This window comes from Citrobacter sp. Cf125, from assembly GCF_030333935.1.
In the GTDB taxonomy this organism is placed as follows: Bacteria; Pseudomonadota; Gammaproteobacteria; order Enterobacterales; family Enterobacteriaceae; genus Citrobacter; species Citrobacter freundii.
This window is the reverse complement of sequence record NZ_JAOWEY010000023.1, coordinates 663,786-679,589: the sequence shown is the minus strand read 5'-3', so window position 1 is coordinate 679,589 and position 15,804 is coordinate 663,786. Positions and strand designations below refer to the sequence as shown.

General features: G+C 54.0%; 18 protein-coding genes. 12 read left to right on the top strand and 6 right to left on the bottom strand.

Translation table 11 applies throughout. The features are described from left to right. Nucleotides 1-40: 40 nt before the first annotated feature. The 8 genes from rbfA to mtr all read left to right on the top strand — a co-directional run bounded on the left by rbfA (nucleotide 41) and on the right by mtr (nucleotide 8,795). Nucleotides 41-445: a 30S ribosome-binding factor RbfA gene (gene rbfA / locus OGV89_RS13735; protein ID WP_003024988.1), complete on the top strand. Its 405-nt coding sequence runs from the start codon at nucleotides 41-43 to the stop codon at nucleotides 443-445. Then, a complete protein-coding gene (gene truB, locus OGV89_RS13730) occupies nucleotides 445-1,389 on the top strand; it encodes a tRNA pseudouridine(55) synthase TruB (RefSeq protein ID WP_003024986.1) in 945 nt (314 codons plus the stop codon). The genes rbfA and truB overlap by 1 nt, the downstream gene beginning before the upstream one ends. A gap of 273 nt (nucleotides 1,390-1,662) precedes the next feature. Beyond that, nucleotides 1,663-1,932 (top strand): 30S ribosomal protein S15, encoded by a 270-nt coding sequence (rpsO, locus tag OGV89_RS13725; protein ID WP_000059465.1) that lies wholly within the window; start codon nucleotides 1,663-1,665, stop codon nucleotides 1,930-1,932. A 246-nt stretch (nucleotides 1,933-2,178) separates the two neighbouring features. Next, the gene (gene pnp, locus OGV89_RS13720) at nucleotides 2,179-4,311 is read left to right on the top strand and encodes a polyribonucleotide nucleotidyltransferase (protein WP_003024984.1); all 2,133 of its coding nucleotides are present in this window, start codon (nucleotides 2,179-2,181) and stop codon (nucleotides 4,309-4,311) included. Nucleotides 4,312-4,420: 109 nt separating this feature from the next. Next, nucleotides 4,421-5,305 carry a lipoprotein NlpI gene (gene nlpI, locus OGV89_RS13715; protein WP_003024982.1) on the top strand — a complete coding sequence of 295 codons (885 nt, stop codon included), beginning with the start codon at nucleotides 4,421-4,423 and terminating at the stop codon, nucleotides 5,303-5,305. A gap of 106 nt (nucleotides 5,306-5,411) precedes the next feature. Next, on the top strand, nucleotides 5,412-5,492 hold the full coding sequence (yrbN, locus tag OGV89_RS13710; RefSeq protein WP_010723222.1) for a protein YrbN: 81 nt from the start codon (nucleotides 5,412-5,414) through the stop codon (nucleotides 5,490-5,492). After that, the gene (locus tag OGV89_RS13705; RefSeq protein WP_003839970.1) at nucleotides 5,485-7,413 is read left to right on the top strand and encodes a DEAD/DEAH family ATP-dependent RNA helicase; all 1,929 of its coding nucleotides are present in this window, start codon (nucleotides 5,485-5,487) and stop codon (nucleotides 7,411-7,413) included. Before yrbN ends, OGV89_RS13705 begins: the two co-directional genes overlap by 8 nt. Nucleotides 7,414-7,550: 137 nt before the next feature. Next, entirely contained in the window at nucleotides 7,551-8,795 is a 1,245-nt protein-coding gene (mtr, locus tag OGV89_RS13700; protein WP_016151047.1) for a tryptophan permease, read from the top strand. Between the two features lie 87 nt (nucleotides 8,796-8,882). On the opposite strand, the gene OGV89_RS13695 is transcribed toward mtr, so the two are convergent. From OGV89_RS13695 to ubiU, 3 genes are all read right to left on the bottom strand, one after another. Further along, nucleotides 8,883-9,890, bottom strand: a complete 1,008-nt coding sequence (locus tag OGV89_RS13695; protein ID WP_032950308.1) for a luciferase-like monooxygenase — start codon at nucleotides 9,888-9,890, stop codon at nucleotides 8,883-8,885. A 78-nt stretch (nucleotides 9,891-9,968) separates the two neighbouring features. Beyond that, on the bottom strand, nucleotides 9,969-10,847 hold the full coding sequence (locus tag OGV89_RS13690) for a U32 family peptidase (RefSeq protein WP_003844853.1): 879 nt from the start codon (nucleotides 10,845-10,847) through the stop codon (nucleotides 9,969-9,971). Nucleotides 10,848-10,855: 8 nt separating this feature from the next. Then, complete coding sequence (ubiU, locus tag OGV89_RS13685; protein WP_003839981.1) at nucleotides 10,856-11,851, bottom strand: ubiquinone anaerobic biosynthesis protein UbiU; 996 nt, start codon at nucleotides 11,849-11,851, stop codon at nucleotides 10,856-10,858. Nucleotides 11,852-12,071: 220 nt separating this feature from the next. Between ubiU and ubiT the strand changes: the two genes are divergently transcribed. Continuing rightward, nucleotides 12,072-12,596, top strand: a complete 525-nt coding sequence (ubiT, locus tag OGV89_RS13680) for a ubiquinone anaerobic biosynthesis accessory factor UbiT (protein WP_003024968.1) — start codon at nucleotides 12,072-12,074, stop codon at nucleotides 12,594-12,596. Continuing rightward, on the top strand, nucleotides 12,590-13,093 hold the full coding sequence (locus OGV89_RS13675) for a GNAT family N-acetyltransferase (protein ID WP_003024966.1): 504 nt from the start codon (nucleotides 12,590-12,592) through the stop codon (nucleotides 13,091-13,093). Before ubiT ends, OGV89_RS13675 begins: the two co-directional genes overlap by 7 nt. Here the strand turns inward: OGV89_RS13675 and OGV89_RS13670 are convergent. Then, nucleotides 13,080-13,388, bottom strand: coding sequence for a GIY-YIG nuclease family protein (locus OGV89_RS13670; protein WP_088169154.1), 309 nt, complete (start codon nucleotides 13,386-13,388; stop codon nucleotides 13,080-13,082). The genes OGV89_RS13675 and OGV89_RS13670 overlap by 14 nt on opposite strands. A 43-nt stretch (nucleotides 13,389-13,431) precedes the next feature. Here OGV89_RS13670 and OGV89_RS13665 point away from each other — a divergent pair, with 43 nt between their 5' ends. Together OGV89_RS13665 and OGV89_RS13660 are read left to right on the top strand one after the other, a co-directional pair. Then, a complete protein-coding gene (locus OGV89_RS13665; protein WP_044714511.1) occupies nucleotides 13,432-13,860 on the top strand; it encodes a YhbP family protein in 429 nt (142 codons plus the stop codon). Between the two features lie 37 nt (nucleotides 13,861-13,897). Beyond that, the gene (locus OGV89_RS13660; RefSeq protein WP_121540484.1) at nucleotides 13,898-14,533 is read left to right on the top strand and encodes an NAD-dependent epimerase/dehydratase family protein; all 636 of its coding nucleotides are present in this window, start codon (nucleotides 13,898-13,900) and stop codon (nucleotides 14,531-14,533) included. A gap of 93 nt (nucleotides 14,534-14,626) precedes the next feature. On the opposite strand, the gene dolP is transcribed toward OGV89_RS13660, so the two are convergent. Both dolP and diaA read right to left on the bottom strand, forming a co-directional pair. Then, a complete protein-coding gene (dolP, locus tag OGV89_RS13655) occupies nucleotides 14,627-15,202 on the bottom strand; it encodes a division/outer membrane stress-associated lipid-binding lipoprotein (protein WP_121540483.1) in 576 nt (191 codons plus the stop codon). 9 nt (nucleotides 15,203-15,211) lie between these two features. Beyond that, on the bottom strand, nucleotides 15,212-15,802 hold the full coding sequence (diaA, locus tag OGV89_RS13650) for a DnaA initiator-associating protein DiaA (protein WP_003024948.1): 591 nt from the start codon (nucleotides 15,800-15,802) through the stop codon (nucleotides 15,212-15,214). Nucleotides 15,803-15,804: the final 2 nt, after the last annotated feature.

Below are 15,804 nucleotides of genomic sequence, written 5' to 3'. Positions count from 1 at the left end.
CTGATAGCCCCTTTTTTGTCTTTATTCTGGAGAATTTATTATGGCGAAAGAATTTGGTCGCCCGCAGCGTGTCGCGCAAGAGATGCAGAAAGAGATCGCACTTATCCTGCAACGCGAAATCAAAGATCCGCGTGTTGGCATGATGACCACCGTATCGGGTGTTGAGATGTCTCGTGATCTGGCATATGCCAAAGTATTCGTGACTTTCCTCAACGATCAGGACGAAGCTGCTGTGAAAAACGGCATCAAGGCACTGCAGGAAGCCTCTGGTTTTATCCGTTCTCTGCTGGGTAAAGCCATGCGTCTGCGTATCGTGCCTGAGCTGACCTTCTTCTACGACAACTCGTTGGTTGAAGGGATGCGCATGTCCAACCTGGTGACCAGCGTGGTGAAACATGACGATGAGCGTCGTGTGAACCCAGCGGACGACAGCAAGGAGGACTGATGAGTCGTCCTCGTCGTCGTGGTCGCGACATTCACGGTGTCCTGCTGCTGGATAAGCCGCAGGGCATGTCCAGCAATGATGTACTGCAAAAAGTAAAACGCATCTACAATGCCAATCGCGCAGGACATACCGGCGCACTGGATCCGCTGGCGACAGGCATGCTGCCTATCTGCCTCGGTGAAGCGACTAAGTTTTCACAGTATTTGCTGGATTCTGACAAACGCTATCGTGTGGTTGCCCGTCTGGGCCAGCGTACAGACACTTCCGATGCCGATGGGCAAATCGTGCAGGAGCGTCCGGTAACCTTCACCGCAGAACAACTGGCTAGCGCGCTGGAAACTTTCCGCGGCGATATCGAGCAGATCCCGTCAATGTATTCGGCGCTGAAGTATCAGGGTAAGAAGCTGTACGAATATGCGCGTCAGGGTATTGAAGTGCCGCGTGAAGCGCGACCGATTACCGTCTATGAGCTGCTGTTTATCCGTCACGAAGGTAACGAACTGGAGCTGGAAGTTCACTGTTCCAAAGGCACCTATATTCGCACCATTGTTGACGATCTGGGTGAGAAGTTGGGCTGCGGCGCGCACGTCACGTATCTGCGTCGTTTGACGGTCAGCAAGTATCCGGTGGATCGAATGGTGACGCTGGAACATCTGCGTGAGCTGGTTGAACAGGCCGAGCAGCAGAACATTCCGGCGGCACAGCTGCTTGATCCTTTGCTGATGCCAATGGACAGTCCAGCATCGGACTATCCTGTTGTTAATTTGCCTTTAACATCCTCGGTTTACTTTAAAAATGGTAACCCGGTACGGACGTCAGGTGCGCCGCTGGAAGGGCTGGTCCGCGTGACGGAAGGCGATGACGGCAAGTTTATCGGCATGGGGGAGATGGACGATGAAGGTCGTGTCGCCCCCCGTCGCCTGGTGGTTGAGTATCCTGCATAGCGCTCTCTGTCTTGCGATAAAAGGGCGCTGCGAGTAGAATACTGCCGCTTAACGTCGCGTAAATTGTTTAACAATCTACGCGACGTATACACAAAATCATTCGAGCTGCATCAAGGCGGCAAGTCTGAGAATCCTCAGGAGCTTACTTAGGTAAGTGACTGAGGTGAGCGGACGCAGCCAACGCAGAGTCAGTTTGAAGGATAAAGTGTATACACTGGGATAGCTGAATTAGAGATCGGCATCCTTTCATTCTTAACACTTTGGAGTTTTAAAATGTCTCTAAGTACTGAAGCTACCGCTAAAATCGTTTCTGAGTTTGGTCGTGATGCAAACGACACCGGTTCTACCGATGTTCAGGTTGCACTGTTGACTGCACAGATTAACCACCTGCAGGGCCACTTTGCAGAGCACAAAAAAGATCACCACAGCCGTCGTGGTCTGCTGCGCATGGTTTCTCAGCGTCGTAAACTGCTCGACTACCTGAAACGTAAAGATGTTGCACGTTACACCGCGCTGATCGAGCGTCTGGGTCTGCGTCGCTAATTCTTTCGAGTTTCAGAAAGAGGGGGCCTTCATGGCCCCTTTTTTCCAGCAGATGGCAGCAATTCGCTGGAAACTAATGTATTGTTGCTATGAATGATCTTCCGTTGCAGAGGTTCGCGCGGCTAATGAGAGGCTTTACTCATGCTTATGGGTTAGGGTTGTCATTAGTCGCGAGGATGCGCAGAAGATCGGGTATTAACGATGGCGCAAAATGTGCCGTCAAAAAAATAGAGAAAGGATATTATTTTGCTTAATCCGATCGTTCGTAAATTCCAGTACGGTCAGCATACCGTTACGCTGGAAACCGGCATGATGGCGCGTCAGGCGACTGCCGCTGTTATGGTTAGCATGGATGACACCGCGGTATTCGTTACCGTTGTTGGCCAGAAAAAAGCGAAACCGGGCCAGGACTTTTTCCCGCTGACCGTTAACTATCAGGAGCGTACCTACGCTGCTGGCCGTATCCCGGGTAGCTTCTTCCGTCGTGAAGGCCGTCCGAGCGAAGGCGAAACCCTGATCGCGCGTCTGATTGACCGCCCGGTTCGCCCGCTGTTCCCGGAAGGCTTCGTTAACGAAGTTCAGGTTATCGCGACCGTTGTTTCCGTTAACCCGCAGGTTAACCCGGACATCGTGGCAATGATTGGTGCATCTGCTGCGCTGACTCTGTCTGGTATTCCATTCAACGGCCCGATCGGTGCTGCACGTGTTGGTTACATCAATGACCAGTACGTACTGAACCCGACTCAGGACGAACTGAAAGAAAGCAAGCTGGACCTGGTTGTTGCGGGTACTGAAGCAGCCGTACTGATGGTTGAATCCGAAGCAGAACTGCTGAGCGAAGATCAGATGCTGGGTGCTGTTGTGTTCGGTCACGAACAGCAGCAGGTTGTGATTCAGGCTATCAACGAGCTGGCGAAAGAAGCTGGCAAACCGCGTTGGGACTGGCAGCCAGAAGCCGTCAACGAAGCGCTGAACGCACGCGTTGCCGCACTGGCAGAAGCTCGCCTGAGCGATGCTTACCGCATCACTGACAAACAAGAGCGTTATGCTCAGGTTGACGTAATCAAATCTGAAACCATCGCGACTCTGGTGGCTGAAGACGAAACCCTGGACGCTAACGAACTGGGTGAAATTCTGCACGCTATCGAGAAAAACGTTGTTCGTAGCCGCGTACTGGCAGGCGAGCCGCGCATCGATGGCCGTGAAAAAGACATGATCCGTGGTCTGGACGTGCGTACTGGCGTTCTGCCGCGTACCCACGGCTCCGCACTGTTCACCCGTGGCGAAACTCAGGCGCTGGTTACTGCGACCCTGGGCACCACTCGTGATGCGCAGAACCTTGACGAACTGATGGGCGAGCGCACTGACAACTTCCTGTTCCACTACAACTTCCCTCCGTACTGCGTAGGTGAAACCGGTATGGTCGGTTCTCCGAAGCGTCGTGAGATTGGTCACGGCCGTCTGGCGAAACGTGGCGTACTGGCAGTAATGCCGGAACTGGATAAATTCCCGTACACCGTGCGTGTGGTTTCTGAAATCACCGAATCTAACGGTTCTTCTTCCATGGCTTCCGTATGTGGTGCTTCCCTGGCGCTGATGGACGCAGGCGTGCCGATCAAAGCCGCCGTTGCGGGTATCGCGATGGGTCTGGTGAAAGAAGGCGACAACTTTGTTGTTCTGTCTGACATCCTGGGCGACGAAGACCACCTGGGCGATATGGACTTCAAAGTGGCGGGTTCCCGCGACGGTATCTCTGCACTGCAGATGGATATCAAAATTGAAGGTATCACCAAAGAGATCATGCAGGTTGCTCTGAACCAGGCTAAAGGTGCGCGTCTGCACATCCTGGGTGTGATGGAACAAGCGATCAACGCACCGCGTGGCGATATCTCTGAATTTGCTCCGCGTATCCACACCATCAAGATCAGCCCGGACAAGATCAAAGACGTTATCGGTAAAGGCGGTTCTGTTATCCGTGCTCTGACCGAAGAAACCGGCACCACCATTGAAATCGAAGATGATGGTACCGTGAAGATTGCTGCGACCGACGGCGAAAAAGCGAAATATGCTATCCGTCGTATCGAAGAGATCACCGCAGAGATCGAAGTAGGCCGTATCTACAATGGTAAAGTGACCCGTATCGTTGACTTTGGCGCATTCGTTGCCATCGGTGGCGGTAAAGAAGGTCTGGTACACATCTCTCAGATCGCTGATAAGCGCGTTGAGAAAGTGACCGACTACCTGCAGATGGGCCAGGAAGTACCGGTCAAAGTTCTGGAAGTTGATCGCCAGGGCCGTGTACGTCTGAGCATTAAAGAAGCAACTGAGCAGTCTCAGCCTGCAGGCGAACCGGAAGCTCCGGCAAGCCAGGGCGAGTAAGGTTGCCATTGCCCTCCGTGAAAGCGGAGGGCCTTTAACCCGGCAGGATGCCTTGTTAGCAACCGGGGAACCTGGACGTTCATTCAATCGTTGTCTTCGGGAGTGGGAAATGAAGCCTTTTTTGCGCTGGTGTTTCGTTGCGACAGCACTCACGCTGGCTGGATGCAGTAATTCCGCCTGGCGAAAGAGTGAAGTCCTCGCAGTACCATTGCAACCGACTTTGCAGCAGGAAGTGATTCTGGCACGTATGGAACAAATTCTTGCCAGTCGGGCTTTAACCGATGACGAACGCGCACAGCTTTTATATGAGCGCGGAGTGTTGTATGATAGTCTCGGTCTGAGGGCACTGGCGCGAAATGATTTTTCACAAGCGCTGGCAATCCGACCAGATATGCCTGAAGTATTCAATTACTTAGGTATATATTTAACGCAGGCAGGCAATTTTGATGCTGCCTATGAAGCGTTTGATTCTGTACTTGAGCTTGATCCAACTTACAACTACGCGCACTTAAATCGCGGTATCGCATTGTATTACGGCGGTCGCGACAAGTTAGCGCAAGATGATCTGCTAGCGTTTTATCAAGACGATCCCAATGATCCTTTCCGTAGTCTGTGGCTTTATCTCGCCGAGCAGAAGCTCGATGAGAAGCAGGCTAAAGAAGCGTTGAAGCAACGCTTTGAGAAATCGGATAAAGAGCAATGGGGATGGAACATTGTCGAGTTCTACCTGGGCAACATTAGCGAAGCAACGCTGATGGAACGCCTGAAGGCGGACGCAACGGATAACACCTCGCTCGCTGAGCATCTCAGTGAAACCAACTTCTATTTAGGTAAGTACTACCTAAGTCTGGGGGATTTGGACAACGCTACGGCATTGTTCAAACTGGCGGTGGCTAACAACGTTCATAACTTTGTTGAGCACCGATACGCATTGTTGGAATTATCGCTCCTGGGCCAGGACCAAGATGACCTGGCAGAATCGGACCAGCAATAGCTGACGTACACATCAGCCCGTAATCTTTTTTGATTGCCATCACCTTCACGGGTGAGGGCGTTGTTGTTCGTTAATACACCTACTTTGAGCCGGTTCACACTTTTCAATGAAAATTGCAGATCAATTTCATGATGAGTTATGTAGACTGGCCGCCATTAATTTTGAGGCACACGTACTACATGGCTGAATTCGAAACCACTTTTGCAGATCTGGGCCTGAAGGCTCCTATCCTTGAAGCCCTTAACGATCTGGGTTACGAAAAACCATCTCCAATCCAGGCAGAGTGCATTCCGCATCTGCTGGGCGGCCGCGATGTTCTGGGTATGGCCCAGACAGGTAGCGGCAAAACTGCAGCGTTCTCTTTACCGCTGCTCAACAATCTTGATCCTGAGCTGAAGGCACCTCAGATTCTGGTGCTGGCACCGACCCGCGAACTGGCGGTTCAGGTAGCAGAAGCCATGACGGATTTCTCTAAACACATGCGCGGCGTGAATGTGGTTGCCCTGTACGGCGGCCAGCGTTATGACGTGCAATTACGTGCCCTGCGTCAGGGACCACAGATCGTCGTCGGTACGCCGGGCCGTCTGCTGGATCACCTGAAGCGCGGTACTCTGGACCTCTCCAAACTGAGCGGTCTGGTACTGGACGAAGCTGACGAAATGCTGCGTATGGGCTTCATCGAAGACGTTGAAACCATCATGGCGCAGATCCCGGAAGGTCATCAGACCGCTCTGTTCTCTGCAACCATGCCGGAAGCGATTCGTCGTATTACCCGTCGCTTTATGAAAGAGCCGCAGGAAGTACGCATTCAGTCCAGCGTTACCACGCGTCCTGACATCAGCCAGAGCTACTGGACTGTGTGGGGCATGCGTAAAAATGAAGCGCTGGTGCGTTTCCTGGAAGCAGAAGATTTTGATGCGGCGATTATCTTCGTTCGTACCAAAAATGCGACTCTGGAAGTGGCAGAAGCGCTGGAGCGTAGCGGTTATAGCAGCGCTGCACTGAACGGCGACATGAACCAGTCCCTGCGTGAGCAGACTCTGGAACGTCTGAAAGATGGCCGCCTGGATATCCTGATTGCTACCGACGTTGCGGCCCGTGGCCTGGACGTTGAGCGTATCAGCCTGGTTGTTAACTACGACATCCCGATGGATTCCGAGTCTTACGTTCACCGTATCGGCCGTACCGGTCGTGCGGGTCGTGCTGGCCGTGCGCTGCTGTTCGTTGAGAACCGTGAGCGTCGTCTGCTGCGTAACATCGAACGCACCATGAAGCTGACGATTCCGGAAGTAGAACTGCCGAACGCAGAACTGCTGGGCAAACGCCGTCTGGAAAAATTCGCCGCTAAAGTACAGCAGCAGCTGGAAAGCAGCGATCTGGATCAGTACCGTGCTCTGCTGGCGAAAATGCAGCCGGAAGAAGAGCTGGATATCGAAACGCTGGCAGCCGCACTGCTGAAAATGGCTCAGGGCGAACGTCCGCTGATCCTGCCGCCAGATGCACCAATGCGTCCGAAACGCGAATTCCGCGATCGTGATGACCGTGGTCCGCGCGATCGTAACGATCGTGGCCCTCGTGACCGTAATGACCGTGGTGGTGAAGATCGTCCGCGTCGTGAACGTCGTGACGTTGGTGACATGCAGCTGTACCGCATTGAAGTGGGCCGTGATGACGGTGTTGAAGTTCGTCATATCGTTGGCGCGATTGCTAACGAAGGCGATATCAGCAGCCGTTACATCGGTAACATCAAGCTGTTTGCTTCCCACTCCACCATCGAGCTGCCGAAAGGTATGCCGGGCGACGTGCTGCAGCACTTTACCCGTACTCGTATCCTGAACAAGCCGATGAACATGCAGTTGGTTGGCGATGCAGTTCCGCACACCGGTGGTGAGCGTCGTGGTGGTGGCCGTTTCAGCGGCGAGCGTCGTGAAGGTGGTCGCGGTGAAGGTCGTGGCTTTAGCGGTGAACGTCGTGAAGGCGGTCGTGGCGATGGTCGTCGTTTTAGCGGCGAACGTCGTGAAGGCAACCGTGGTCCGCGTCGTGACGATTCTTCTGCACCGCGTCGTGATGACTCCGCTGGTCGTCGTCGTTTCGGCGGTGACGCATAAGTTTCGCTGCGTAAAGTAATATATACAGCCCCGATCTCAACAATCGGGGCTTTTTTTATTTCATTTGTACTCGTGTACTGGTACAGTGCAGCACATTGAGATGTAGTCACAATATAAATGACTGGAGAGATGGCTAAATGGCAACACTAACCACCACCCAAACGTCACCTTCGCTGCTCGGCGGCGTGGTGATTATCGGCGGCACCATTATTGGCGCGGGGATGTTTTCTCTGCCAGTGGTCATGTCCGGGGCGTGGTTTTTCTGGTCAATGGCGGCGCTGATCTTCACCTGGTTCTGCATGCTGCACTCCGGGCTGATGATCCTTGAAGCTAACCTCAATTACCGCATTGGCTCCAGTTTTGACACCATCACGAAAGATCTGCTGGGTAAAGGTTGGAACGTAGTGAACGGCATCTCGATCGCCTTCGTTCTCTATATCCTGACTTACGCCTATATCTCAGCGAGCGGGTCGATTCTGCATCACACCTTCTCCGAGATGTCGCTGAATGTTCCGGCGCGCGCGGCAGGTCTTGGCTTTGCGCTGCTGGTGGCATTTGTGGTGTGGTTAAGCACCAAAGCGGTTAGCCGCATGACGGCGATTGTGCTGGGCGCAAAGGTGATTACCTTTTTCCTGACCTTCGGCAGTCTGCTGGGGCACGTGCAGCCCGCAACACTGTTTAACGTGGCGCAGAGCAACGCTTCGTATACGCCGTACCTGCTGATGACGCTGCCGTTTTGTCTGGCTTCATTCGGCTATCACGGCAACGTCCCGAGCCTGATGAAGTACTACGGCAAAGATCCGAAGACCATCGTTAAGTGTCTGGTGTACGGCACGCTGCTGGCGCTGGTGCTGTATACCGTATGGTTGCTGGGAACGATGGGCAACATTCCGCGTCCAGAGTTTATCGGTATCGCGCAACAGGGCGGTAACATTGATGTGCTGGTACAGGCGCTGAGCGGCGTACTAAACAGCCGCAGTCTGGATCTGCTGCTGGTGGTGTTCTCTAACTTTGCGGTGGCGAGTTCATTCCTCGGCGTTACGCTCGGTCTGTTTGACTATCTGGCGGATCTGTTTGGCTTTGATGACTCAGCAGTGGGACGTTTCAAAACGGCATTGCTGACGTTTGTCCCGCCAATTATCGGTGGCCTGCTATGGCCGAACGGTTTCCTGTACGCCATCGGCTATGCAGGACTCGCAGCAACCATATGGGCTGCCATTGTTCCGGCGCTGCTGGCCCGTAAATCCCGCGAGCGTTTCGGTAGCCCGAAATTCCGTGTCTGGGGCGGTAAGCCGATGATTGCGCTGATCCTGGTGTTCGGTATCGGCAACGCGGTTATCCATATTCTGTCGAGCGTGGATCTGTTACCGGTCTATCAGTAAAACCGTTGCCCGGTAGCGCTACGCTTACCGGGCCTACAGTACCGTGTAGGCCGGATAAGGCGTAGCCGCCATCAGGCACAAACCGCGCTACCCCAACAATTCCTGCTTCACATCCATCGCCAAATCAAACGAATGTAGACGTGCCTGATGATCAAAAATCTGGCCGTTAACCATAATTTCATCGGCCTGGGTTTCACGCAAAATGGCATCAAGACCGTGACGCACTTTTGCCTTATCACCAACCAGCGACATGCTCAGCGCCTGTTGTACGCCGTACTGTTCTGAAGCGGACCACAGCTGATGCATATTCTCTACCGGCGGTGGTAGCTGGCCCGTTTCGCCACGACGCAGTTTCATAAACGCCTGCTGCATCGAGGTGAAAAGAAACTCGGCGTCGCGATTGCTGTCAGCGGCAATGATGTTGATGCACACCATTGCATACGGCTTTGCCAGCCGCGCTGAGGGTTTGAACTGGGTGCGATACAGATGCAGCGCCTGATGCAGCATATCCGGAGCAAAATGCGAGGCGAAGGCAAACGGCAGGCCGAGCTGGGCCGCCAACTGTGCGCTGTACAGGCTGGAGCCTAATAACCAGACCGGGATCTGCTCGCCGTAGCCGGGAACCGGGCGTACATGGGGGTTAGGATCGCGGGCGTCGAACCAGTCCACCAGTTCAGCGACGTCGCGTGGGAAGTTATCGATATCACCGCTCATATGGCGGCGCAGCGCACGCATCGTTGGCTGATCGCTCCCCGGCGCGCGGCCAAGCCCAAGATCGATGCGTCCCGGATACAGCGTATTCAGGGTACCGAACTGCTCGGCGATCACCAGCGGCGAATGGTTGGGCAGCATAACGCCACCGGAACCGAGATGCAGCGTGGTGGTATTGGCAGCCAGATAGCCAATCAGCACTGAAGTTGCCGCGCTGGCGATACCGACCATGTTGTGATGTTCTGCCAGCCAGTAGCGGTGGTAGCCGCGCTTTTCGGCCAGTCGGGCGAGATCAAGCGAGTGCGTGAAGGCCTCTTTTGCCGAAGAACCTTCAGGGATCGGCGCCAGATCCAGCACCGAGAACGGAATAGTTTTGTCAGTCATAACGGCTCACTTTGTTACCGGTTAATCTTTTAATACTGCATTAAAATTTGATTACCGTTGTTAACAAAGTGAGCTTTTTTACGCCTGCAGCTCCAGACCAGCCAGTCGCTTCCAATAGCCGTTGCAGTCACTGTGGGCGGCAAGCGGTAATGGAGCACTGCCATTTTCATTGGCACGGAAGGCGTCAAGCATGGCGAATGTCTCTGTCCCCAGCGGGGAAAGGCGCACAATATCAACCAGCCCCTGCATGGATGTCAGCTCGTTACCGAGGTTGTAGACATAGCCGCTCATGGTCTGGATCCCGTTGAGCACAAAGACCTGCTGATTCTCCTGCGACAGCACATCACGCCCGTTGGGATATTTAATGCAGCAGGTTTCGCACTCGTCTTTAGGCTTATCTTCGGAACGTGCGGTAAAGCAGCGGGCAGAGTAGGCCAGCGGTAAATGCCCATAACTCAGCACTTCGGTTTCAAACTGGTCGCGAATACCCAGTTCGTCGCACTGGTTGAGCAGGTTCACCAGCCAGTCGCGCGACAGCTCAACCGGCATACACCAGCGCACCATGCCCTGCTTGAGCAGAATACGCAGCGTGACGGCGTTGTAGCAGTTGAGCGCGTGCCCGGCGACAAACGGCAGCTTACGCTCGGCGCACATATTCACCACGCCGAGATCGCTGGCTTCCAACAGGAAGTCGCCGTTTTCGACATAGCGCTTCAGCTCTCCCAGTTCAGAGGAAGCCTGCACCAGCGCCAGCGTCGACAGCACCACCTGCTTACCGCTACCGGCGAGAGACTTCGCCATATCCAGCCAGTCGCCCACTTTGGTCGCACGGCGTTTGCTGCATACCGCTTCGCCAAGATAGATAACGTCAGCATGACTGGCGGCGGCCTGCTGGTAAAAATCTTCCAGCGTTTCTTTCGACCAGTAGTAGAGCACGGGTCCTAATGAATATTTCATTGCTTTTCTCACTGCCATTTACGGTGATACGCGCCAAGCGTGGTCTGCGTGCCTTCGGACATTGAACCGAGCGTTTCCATCCACGCGGCCTGCGGGACGTAGTTTTGCGGGTCGGCCATACAGCGGTCGATTGCCTGACGCCACACTTTCGCCACCTGGCTAACGTAAGCCGGGCTGCGCTGGCGACCTTCGATTTTCACCGAGGCAATATTGGCAGCCAGCAGTTCCGGCAGCAGTTCGAGCGTGTTGAGGCTGGTGGGTTCTTCCAGCGCATGGTAGCGCTCGCCATCCACCAGGTAGCGCCCTTTACACAGCGTTGGATACCCGGCGTTTTCGCCATCCTGGTAGCGATCAATCAGCACTTCGTTCAGGCGAGATTCCAGACCCTGTGGGGTCTGCTGCCAGCGCACAAAACGGGCAGGGGAGCAGGCACCGACGGTATTAGGAGATTCGCCTGTCAGGTAAGACGAAAGATAGCAACGGCCTTCCGCCATAATGCACAAGCTGCCAAAGGCGAACACTTCCAGGGGAACTGGTGTGACGCGAGCAAGTTGCTTCACCTGATGAATAGACAGCACGCGCGGCAGAACCACGCGGGCGACGTCAAAGTTGCGATGGTAGAAATTAATCGCCTCTTCATTGGTTGCAGATGCCTGAACAGAGACATGGCGCTCAATATGCGGGTAGCGCTCTGCGGCATACTCAAGCATGGCGAGGTCGGCGAGGATCAGCGCGTCTGCACCCAGTTGCGCTGCCATATCAACGGCACGCTGCCAGCGTGCGTAACCATCCGGGTGCGCAAAGGTGTTAATCGCAATGTGCAGCTTACGGCGATGTTGATGAACGAAACTCACCGCTTCCTGCAATTTTTTCTCGGTAAAATTAAGGCCGGCGAAATGACGGGCGTTGGTATCATCTTTCAGCCCGATGTAGACAGCATCAGCGCCGTTCTCGATGGCCGCCTTAAGCGCCGGGAGGTTTCCGGCAGGGCAGAGCAGCTCCATAATTTATCCTGAACGTTGCGCCATGTAGGGCGCAGAAATGTTAACGAAGAGGGATTTTAGTTAACCTTGCTGAGACAATTTTTGATTTGAGGCAGTTAAAGTCGTATTGGTGACACCAATAAAGAGGTAACAATTTCGTAGCGAATTGTTGATTTATGCCGCTATGTCGTTTATTTGATATGGCAAAATAGCAGGACTATTGAAACAGGGAGTAAAGCTCGTGTTGGATAAACTGCGTTCACGCTTAGTACATTTAGGTCCTTCTCTGATGAGTGTACCGGTTAAACTGACGCCCTTTGCGCTGAAGCGCCAGGTTCTGGAGCAGGTCCTGAGCTGGCAGTTTAGTCAGGCGCTGGCCGATGGGGAGCTGGAGTTTCTCGAAGGTCGCTGGCTGAGCATTCATGTGCGTGACATTGACCTCAAATGGTATACCTCTGTTGAGAACGATAAACTTATCGTCAGCCAGAATGCAGATGCGGATGTGAGTTTTAGCGCCGATGCCAGCGATCTCCTGATGATCGTGGCCCGCAAGCAGGATCCGGATACGCTTTTCTTCCAGCGTCGCCTGGTGATTGAAGGTGATACAGAATTAGGGCTATACGTAAAAAATCTGATGGATGCCATCGAACTGGAGCAGATGCCTAAAGCGTTGCGCGTCATGCTGATGCAGTTGGCGGATTTTGTTGAGGCGGGGATGAAAACGTCGCCAGAAACCAAACAGACCTCGGTAGGTGAGCCATGCTGATTCGAGTTGAGATTCCCATTGATGCCCCTGGTATTGATGCGTTGCTGCGCCGTTCATTTGAGAGCGATGCGGAAGCAAAATTAGTCCACGACCTGCGTGAAGATGGTTTCTTAACGTTGGGTTTGGTTGCTACCGATGATGAAGGTCAGGTAGTGGGTTACGTCGCGTTCAGTCCTGTCGATGTTCAGGGTGAAGATCTGCAATGGGTCGGCATGGCGCCGCTTGCGGTGGATGAAAACTACCGGGGGCAGGGCCTGGCGCGTCAACTGGTCTATGAAGGACTCGATTCCCTGAACGAGTTTGGCTACGCCGCGGTGGTTACGCTGGGCGATCCGGCATTGTACAGCCGCTTTGGCTTTGAGCTGGCAGCGCATCATGACCTGCGTTGCCGCTGGCCGGGCACCGAAAGCGCGTTCCAGGTTCATCGCCTGGCGGACGATGCGCTGGAGGGCGTGACGGGCCTGGTGGAATACCACGACCACTTCAATCGTTTTTAACATCCGGGGCTTGCAGGCTGCTCAGTAGAGCCTCAAGCCCTTCGCCTTCTACAAGGCGCTCTTTCTGACGCTTTGTGAGCTGTTTGACGCGATACTCTATGCGCAGGGCCAGCGAACGGTCGCCAACTTGCGCCGCAAATGCCAACGTGAGTTCCCCCTTTCCACGTAGCGCCTTCGCGCCTTTCCCACTTTGATGCTGCTTATAGCGGCGCTGCACATCGGTGGTTATTCCGGTGTATAAGGCGTTGTCAGCGGTACGGATCAGGTACAGATACCAGGGTGTCATTGTCACCATCGACGTGATAATTTTCAGACCTACAGTATAAAAGAGAACACAAATGGAAACACTGACTGCGGTGTCTCGCTGGCTGGCAAAACAGCACGTCGTGACCTGGTGCGTACACCATGAAGGTGAATTGTGGTGCGCCAATGCGTTTTACCTGTTTGATGCGCAGAAGATGGCATTCTATGTGCTGACCGAAGATAAAACGCGCCATGCGCAAATGTCCGGGCCGCGCGCGCCGATTGCCGGCACGGTAAATGGGCAGCCCAAAACGGTCGCCCTGATTCGTGGCGTGCAGTTTAAGGGTGAGATTCGCCGTCTTGAAGGGCTGGAGAGTGAAGCCGCGCGTAACGCCTACAACCGCCGTTTCCCTGTCGCCAGAATGTTGCCAGCGCCCGTGTGGGAGATTCGACTGGATGAAGTCAAATTCACGGACAACACGCTGGGCTTCGGTAAAAAGATGCACTGGCTACGTGATCTATAGTTAAAAGAGTGATTGAAGCGTCAGGGGAAAATAAACGATGAGTCAGGTGTTAATAACCGGTGCAACGGGTCTGGTGGGTGGACATTTATTGCGGATGCTACTGAATGAACCCCGGATCAATGCCATTACGGTGCCGACGCGTCGACCGCTGGCTGATACGGTTGGCATCTATAATCCCCACGATCCGCAGCTAACCGATGCTCTGGCGCAGGTTACCGATCCGGTCGATATTGTCTTTTGTTGTCTGGGAACGACCCGACGTGAAGCGGGCAGCAAAGAAGCATTTATCCACGCTGACTATACGCTGGTAGTGGATACAGCTCTGACGGGGCGTCGGCTGGGGGCACAGCATATGCTGGTGGTGAGTTCGATGGGCGCTAATGCCAATTCACCGTTTTTTTATAACCGGGTTAAAGGTGAAATGGAGCAGGCGCTGATTGCGCAGAATTGGCCTCGGCTGACCATTGCCCGGCCTTCAATGCTACTGGGTGATAGGGACAAACAGCGGGCGAATGAGATGTTTTTAGCGCCGTTGTTCAGGCTGCTGCCGGGTAACTGGAAGTCGATTGAAGCGCGCGATGTTGCGCGGGCAATGTTGGCAGAAGCGCTGGCGCCTGGGCATGAAGGGGTTTCGATCCTGACCTCTTCCGAGTTACGCGAAAGGGCTAAATAAAATGCCGGATGGCGCTGACGCTTATCCGACCTACAAACGATAACGTCCTGTAGGCCGGATAAGACGCTCAGGCGTCGCTATCCGGCATCAGTATTACTTAATAAACGTAAAGGCCGTCGTGACGCGTTTCACGCCGCTTACCCGGCTGGCGATGTCTGCCGCCGCCTTCGCTTCGCGTTCGGTCACCAGACCTAACAGGAACACTTCTCCATTCTCGGTCGTGACTTTCACGTTAGAGGATTTCACCTGATCGCTGGTCAGTAACTGGGAACGTACTTTGGTGGTTATCCAGGTATCGTTGGACGCATCGCCCAGACCGATTGGCTGGCCCTGACGGATCTCATTAAAGACCTCAGTCGTACCTTCTACGCCCATCGCAATCTGTTTTGCTCGTGCAGACAGTTCGCTATTTGGCGACTGACCGACCAGCAGCACTTTACCCTGATATGCGCTCACGTTGATTCGCGCTTCTTTCTTGAGCTGGGCATCTTTCGACAACGCCGTATTGACGCGTAATTCCAGGGTTCCATCATCTACCTGGGTGCCGACGCTGCGAGGATCCGTCGCGGCTTTGGTGCCGACAGCAGCAGTTCCGACAACGGCAGCAGCGACACAGCCTTGCAGCAGCAGTGCAGCGATAATCACAGCAAGCGGCGAAAATGCCTTCATGTGTACTCCTTAATCATCCTGGTGAGGGAAAAGCGTGTTATCGATGAGATCGCAAAGGCAGTTGACCGTCAGCATGTGCATTTCCTGAACGCGGGCGCTGTGGTGTGAGGGGATACGGATTTCAACATCCTGCGGCCCCAGTAATCCGGCCAGTTCCCCTCCGTCATACCCGGTCAGCGCGACGATTGTCATGTCGCGTGTCACGGCGGCTTCAACGGCTTTTACGATATCGCGGCTATTACCACGCGTAGAGATTGCCAGCAGAACATCTCCTGCATGTCCCAGCGCACGGACTTGTTTTGCATAAACTTCGTCGTGCAGGCGATCGTTGGCAATCGCAGTTAAGACCACATTATCAGTGTTTAGTGCAATCGCAGGTAAACTTGGGCGTTCTGTTTCAAAACGATTGATCATGCTGGCAGCAAAATGCTGTGCGTTGGCAGCGGACGTCCCATTACCACAACAGAGAATTTTGTTGCCATTGAGCAGGGACTGAACCAGCGTCATGGCGGCACGGGAGATCGCATCCGGAAGTGCTTCAGCCGCAGCTATCTGAGTTTGAATGCTTTCTGTAAAGCAGACTTTAATTCTATCTAACACGC

Bases quoted from the DNA above. Each gene is read 5' to 3' on its own strand.
- rbfA (WP_003024988.1), top strand. From the start codon at position 41: ATGGCGAAAGAATTTGGTCGCCCGCAGCGTGTCGCGCAAGAGATGCAG.
- truB (WP_003024986.1), top strand. From the start codon at position 445: ATGAGTCGTCCTCGTCGTCGTGGTCGCGACATTCACGGTGTCCTGCTG.
- rpsO (WP_000059465.1), top strand. From the start codon at position 1,663: ATGTCTCTAAGTACTGAAGCTACCGCTAAAATCGTTTCTGAGTTTGGT.
- nlpI (WP_003024982.1), top strand. From the start codon at position 4,421: ATGAAGCCTTTTTTGCGCTGGTGTTTCGTTGCGACAGCACTCACGCTG.
- yrbN (WP_010723222.1), top strand. From the start codon at position 5,412: ATGAAAATTGCAGATCAATTTCATGATGAGTTATGTAGACTGGCCGCC.
- OGV89_RS13705 (WP_003839970.1), top strand. From the start codon at position 5,485: ATGGCTGAATTCGAAACCACTTTTGCAGATCTGGGCCTGAAGGCTCCT.
- mtr (WP_016151047.1), top strand. From the start codon at position 7,551: ATGGCAACACTAACCACCACCCAAACGTCACCTTCGCTGCTCGGCGGC.
- OGV89_RS13695 (WP_032950308.1), bottom strand. From the start codon at position 9,890: ATGACTGACAAAACTATTCCGTTCTCGGTGCTGGATCTGGCGCCGATC.
- OGV89_RS13690 (WP_003844853.1), bottom strand. From the start codon at position 10,847: ATGAAATATTCATTAGGACCCGTGCTCTACTACTGGTCGAAAGAAACG.
- ubiU (WP_003839981.1), bottom strand. From the start codon at position 11,851: ATGGAGCTGCTCTGCCCTGCCGGAAACCTCCCGGCGCTTAAGGCGGCC.
- OGV89_RS13675 (WP_003024966.1), top strand. From the start codon at position 12,590: ATGCTGATTCGAGTTGAGATTCCCATTGATGCCCCTGGTATTGATGCG.
- OGV89_RS13670 (WP_088169154.1), bottom strand. From the start codon at position 13,388: ATGGTGACAATGACACCCTGGTATCTGTACCTGATCCGTACCGCTGAC.
- OGV89_RS13665 (WP_044714511.1), top strand. From the start codon at position 13,432: ATGGAAACACTGACTGCGGTGTCTCGCTGGCTGGCAAAACAGCACGTC.
- OGV89_RS13660 (WP_121540484.1), top strand. From the start codon at position 13,898: ATGAGTCAGGTGTTAATAACCGGTGCAACGGGTCTGGTGGGTGGACAT.
- dolP (WP_121540483.1), bottom strand. From the start codon at position 15,202: ATGAAGGCATTTTCGCCGCTTGCTGTGATTATCGCTGCACTGCTGCTG.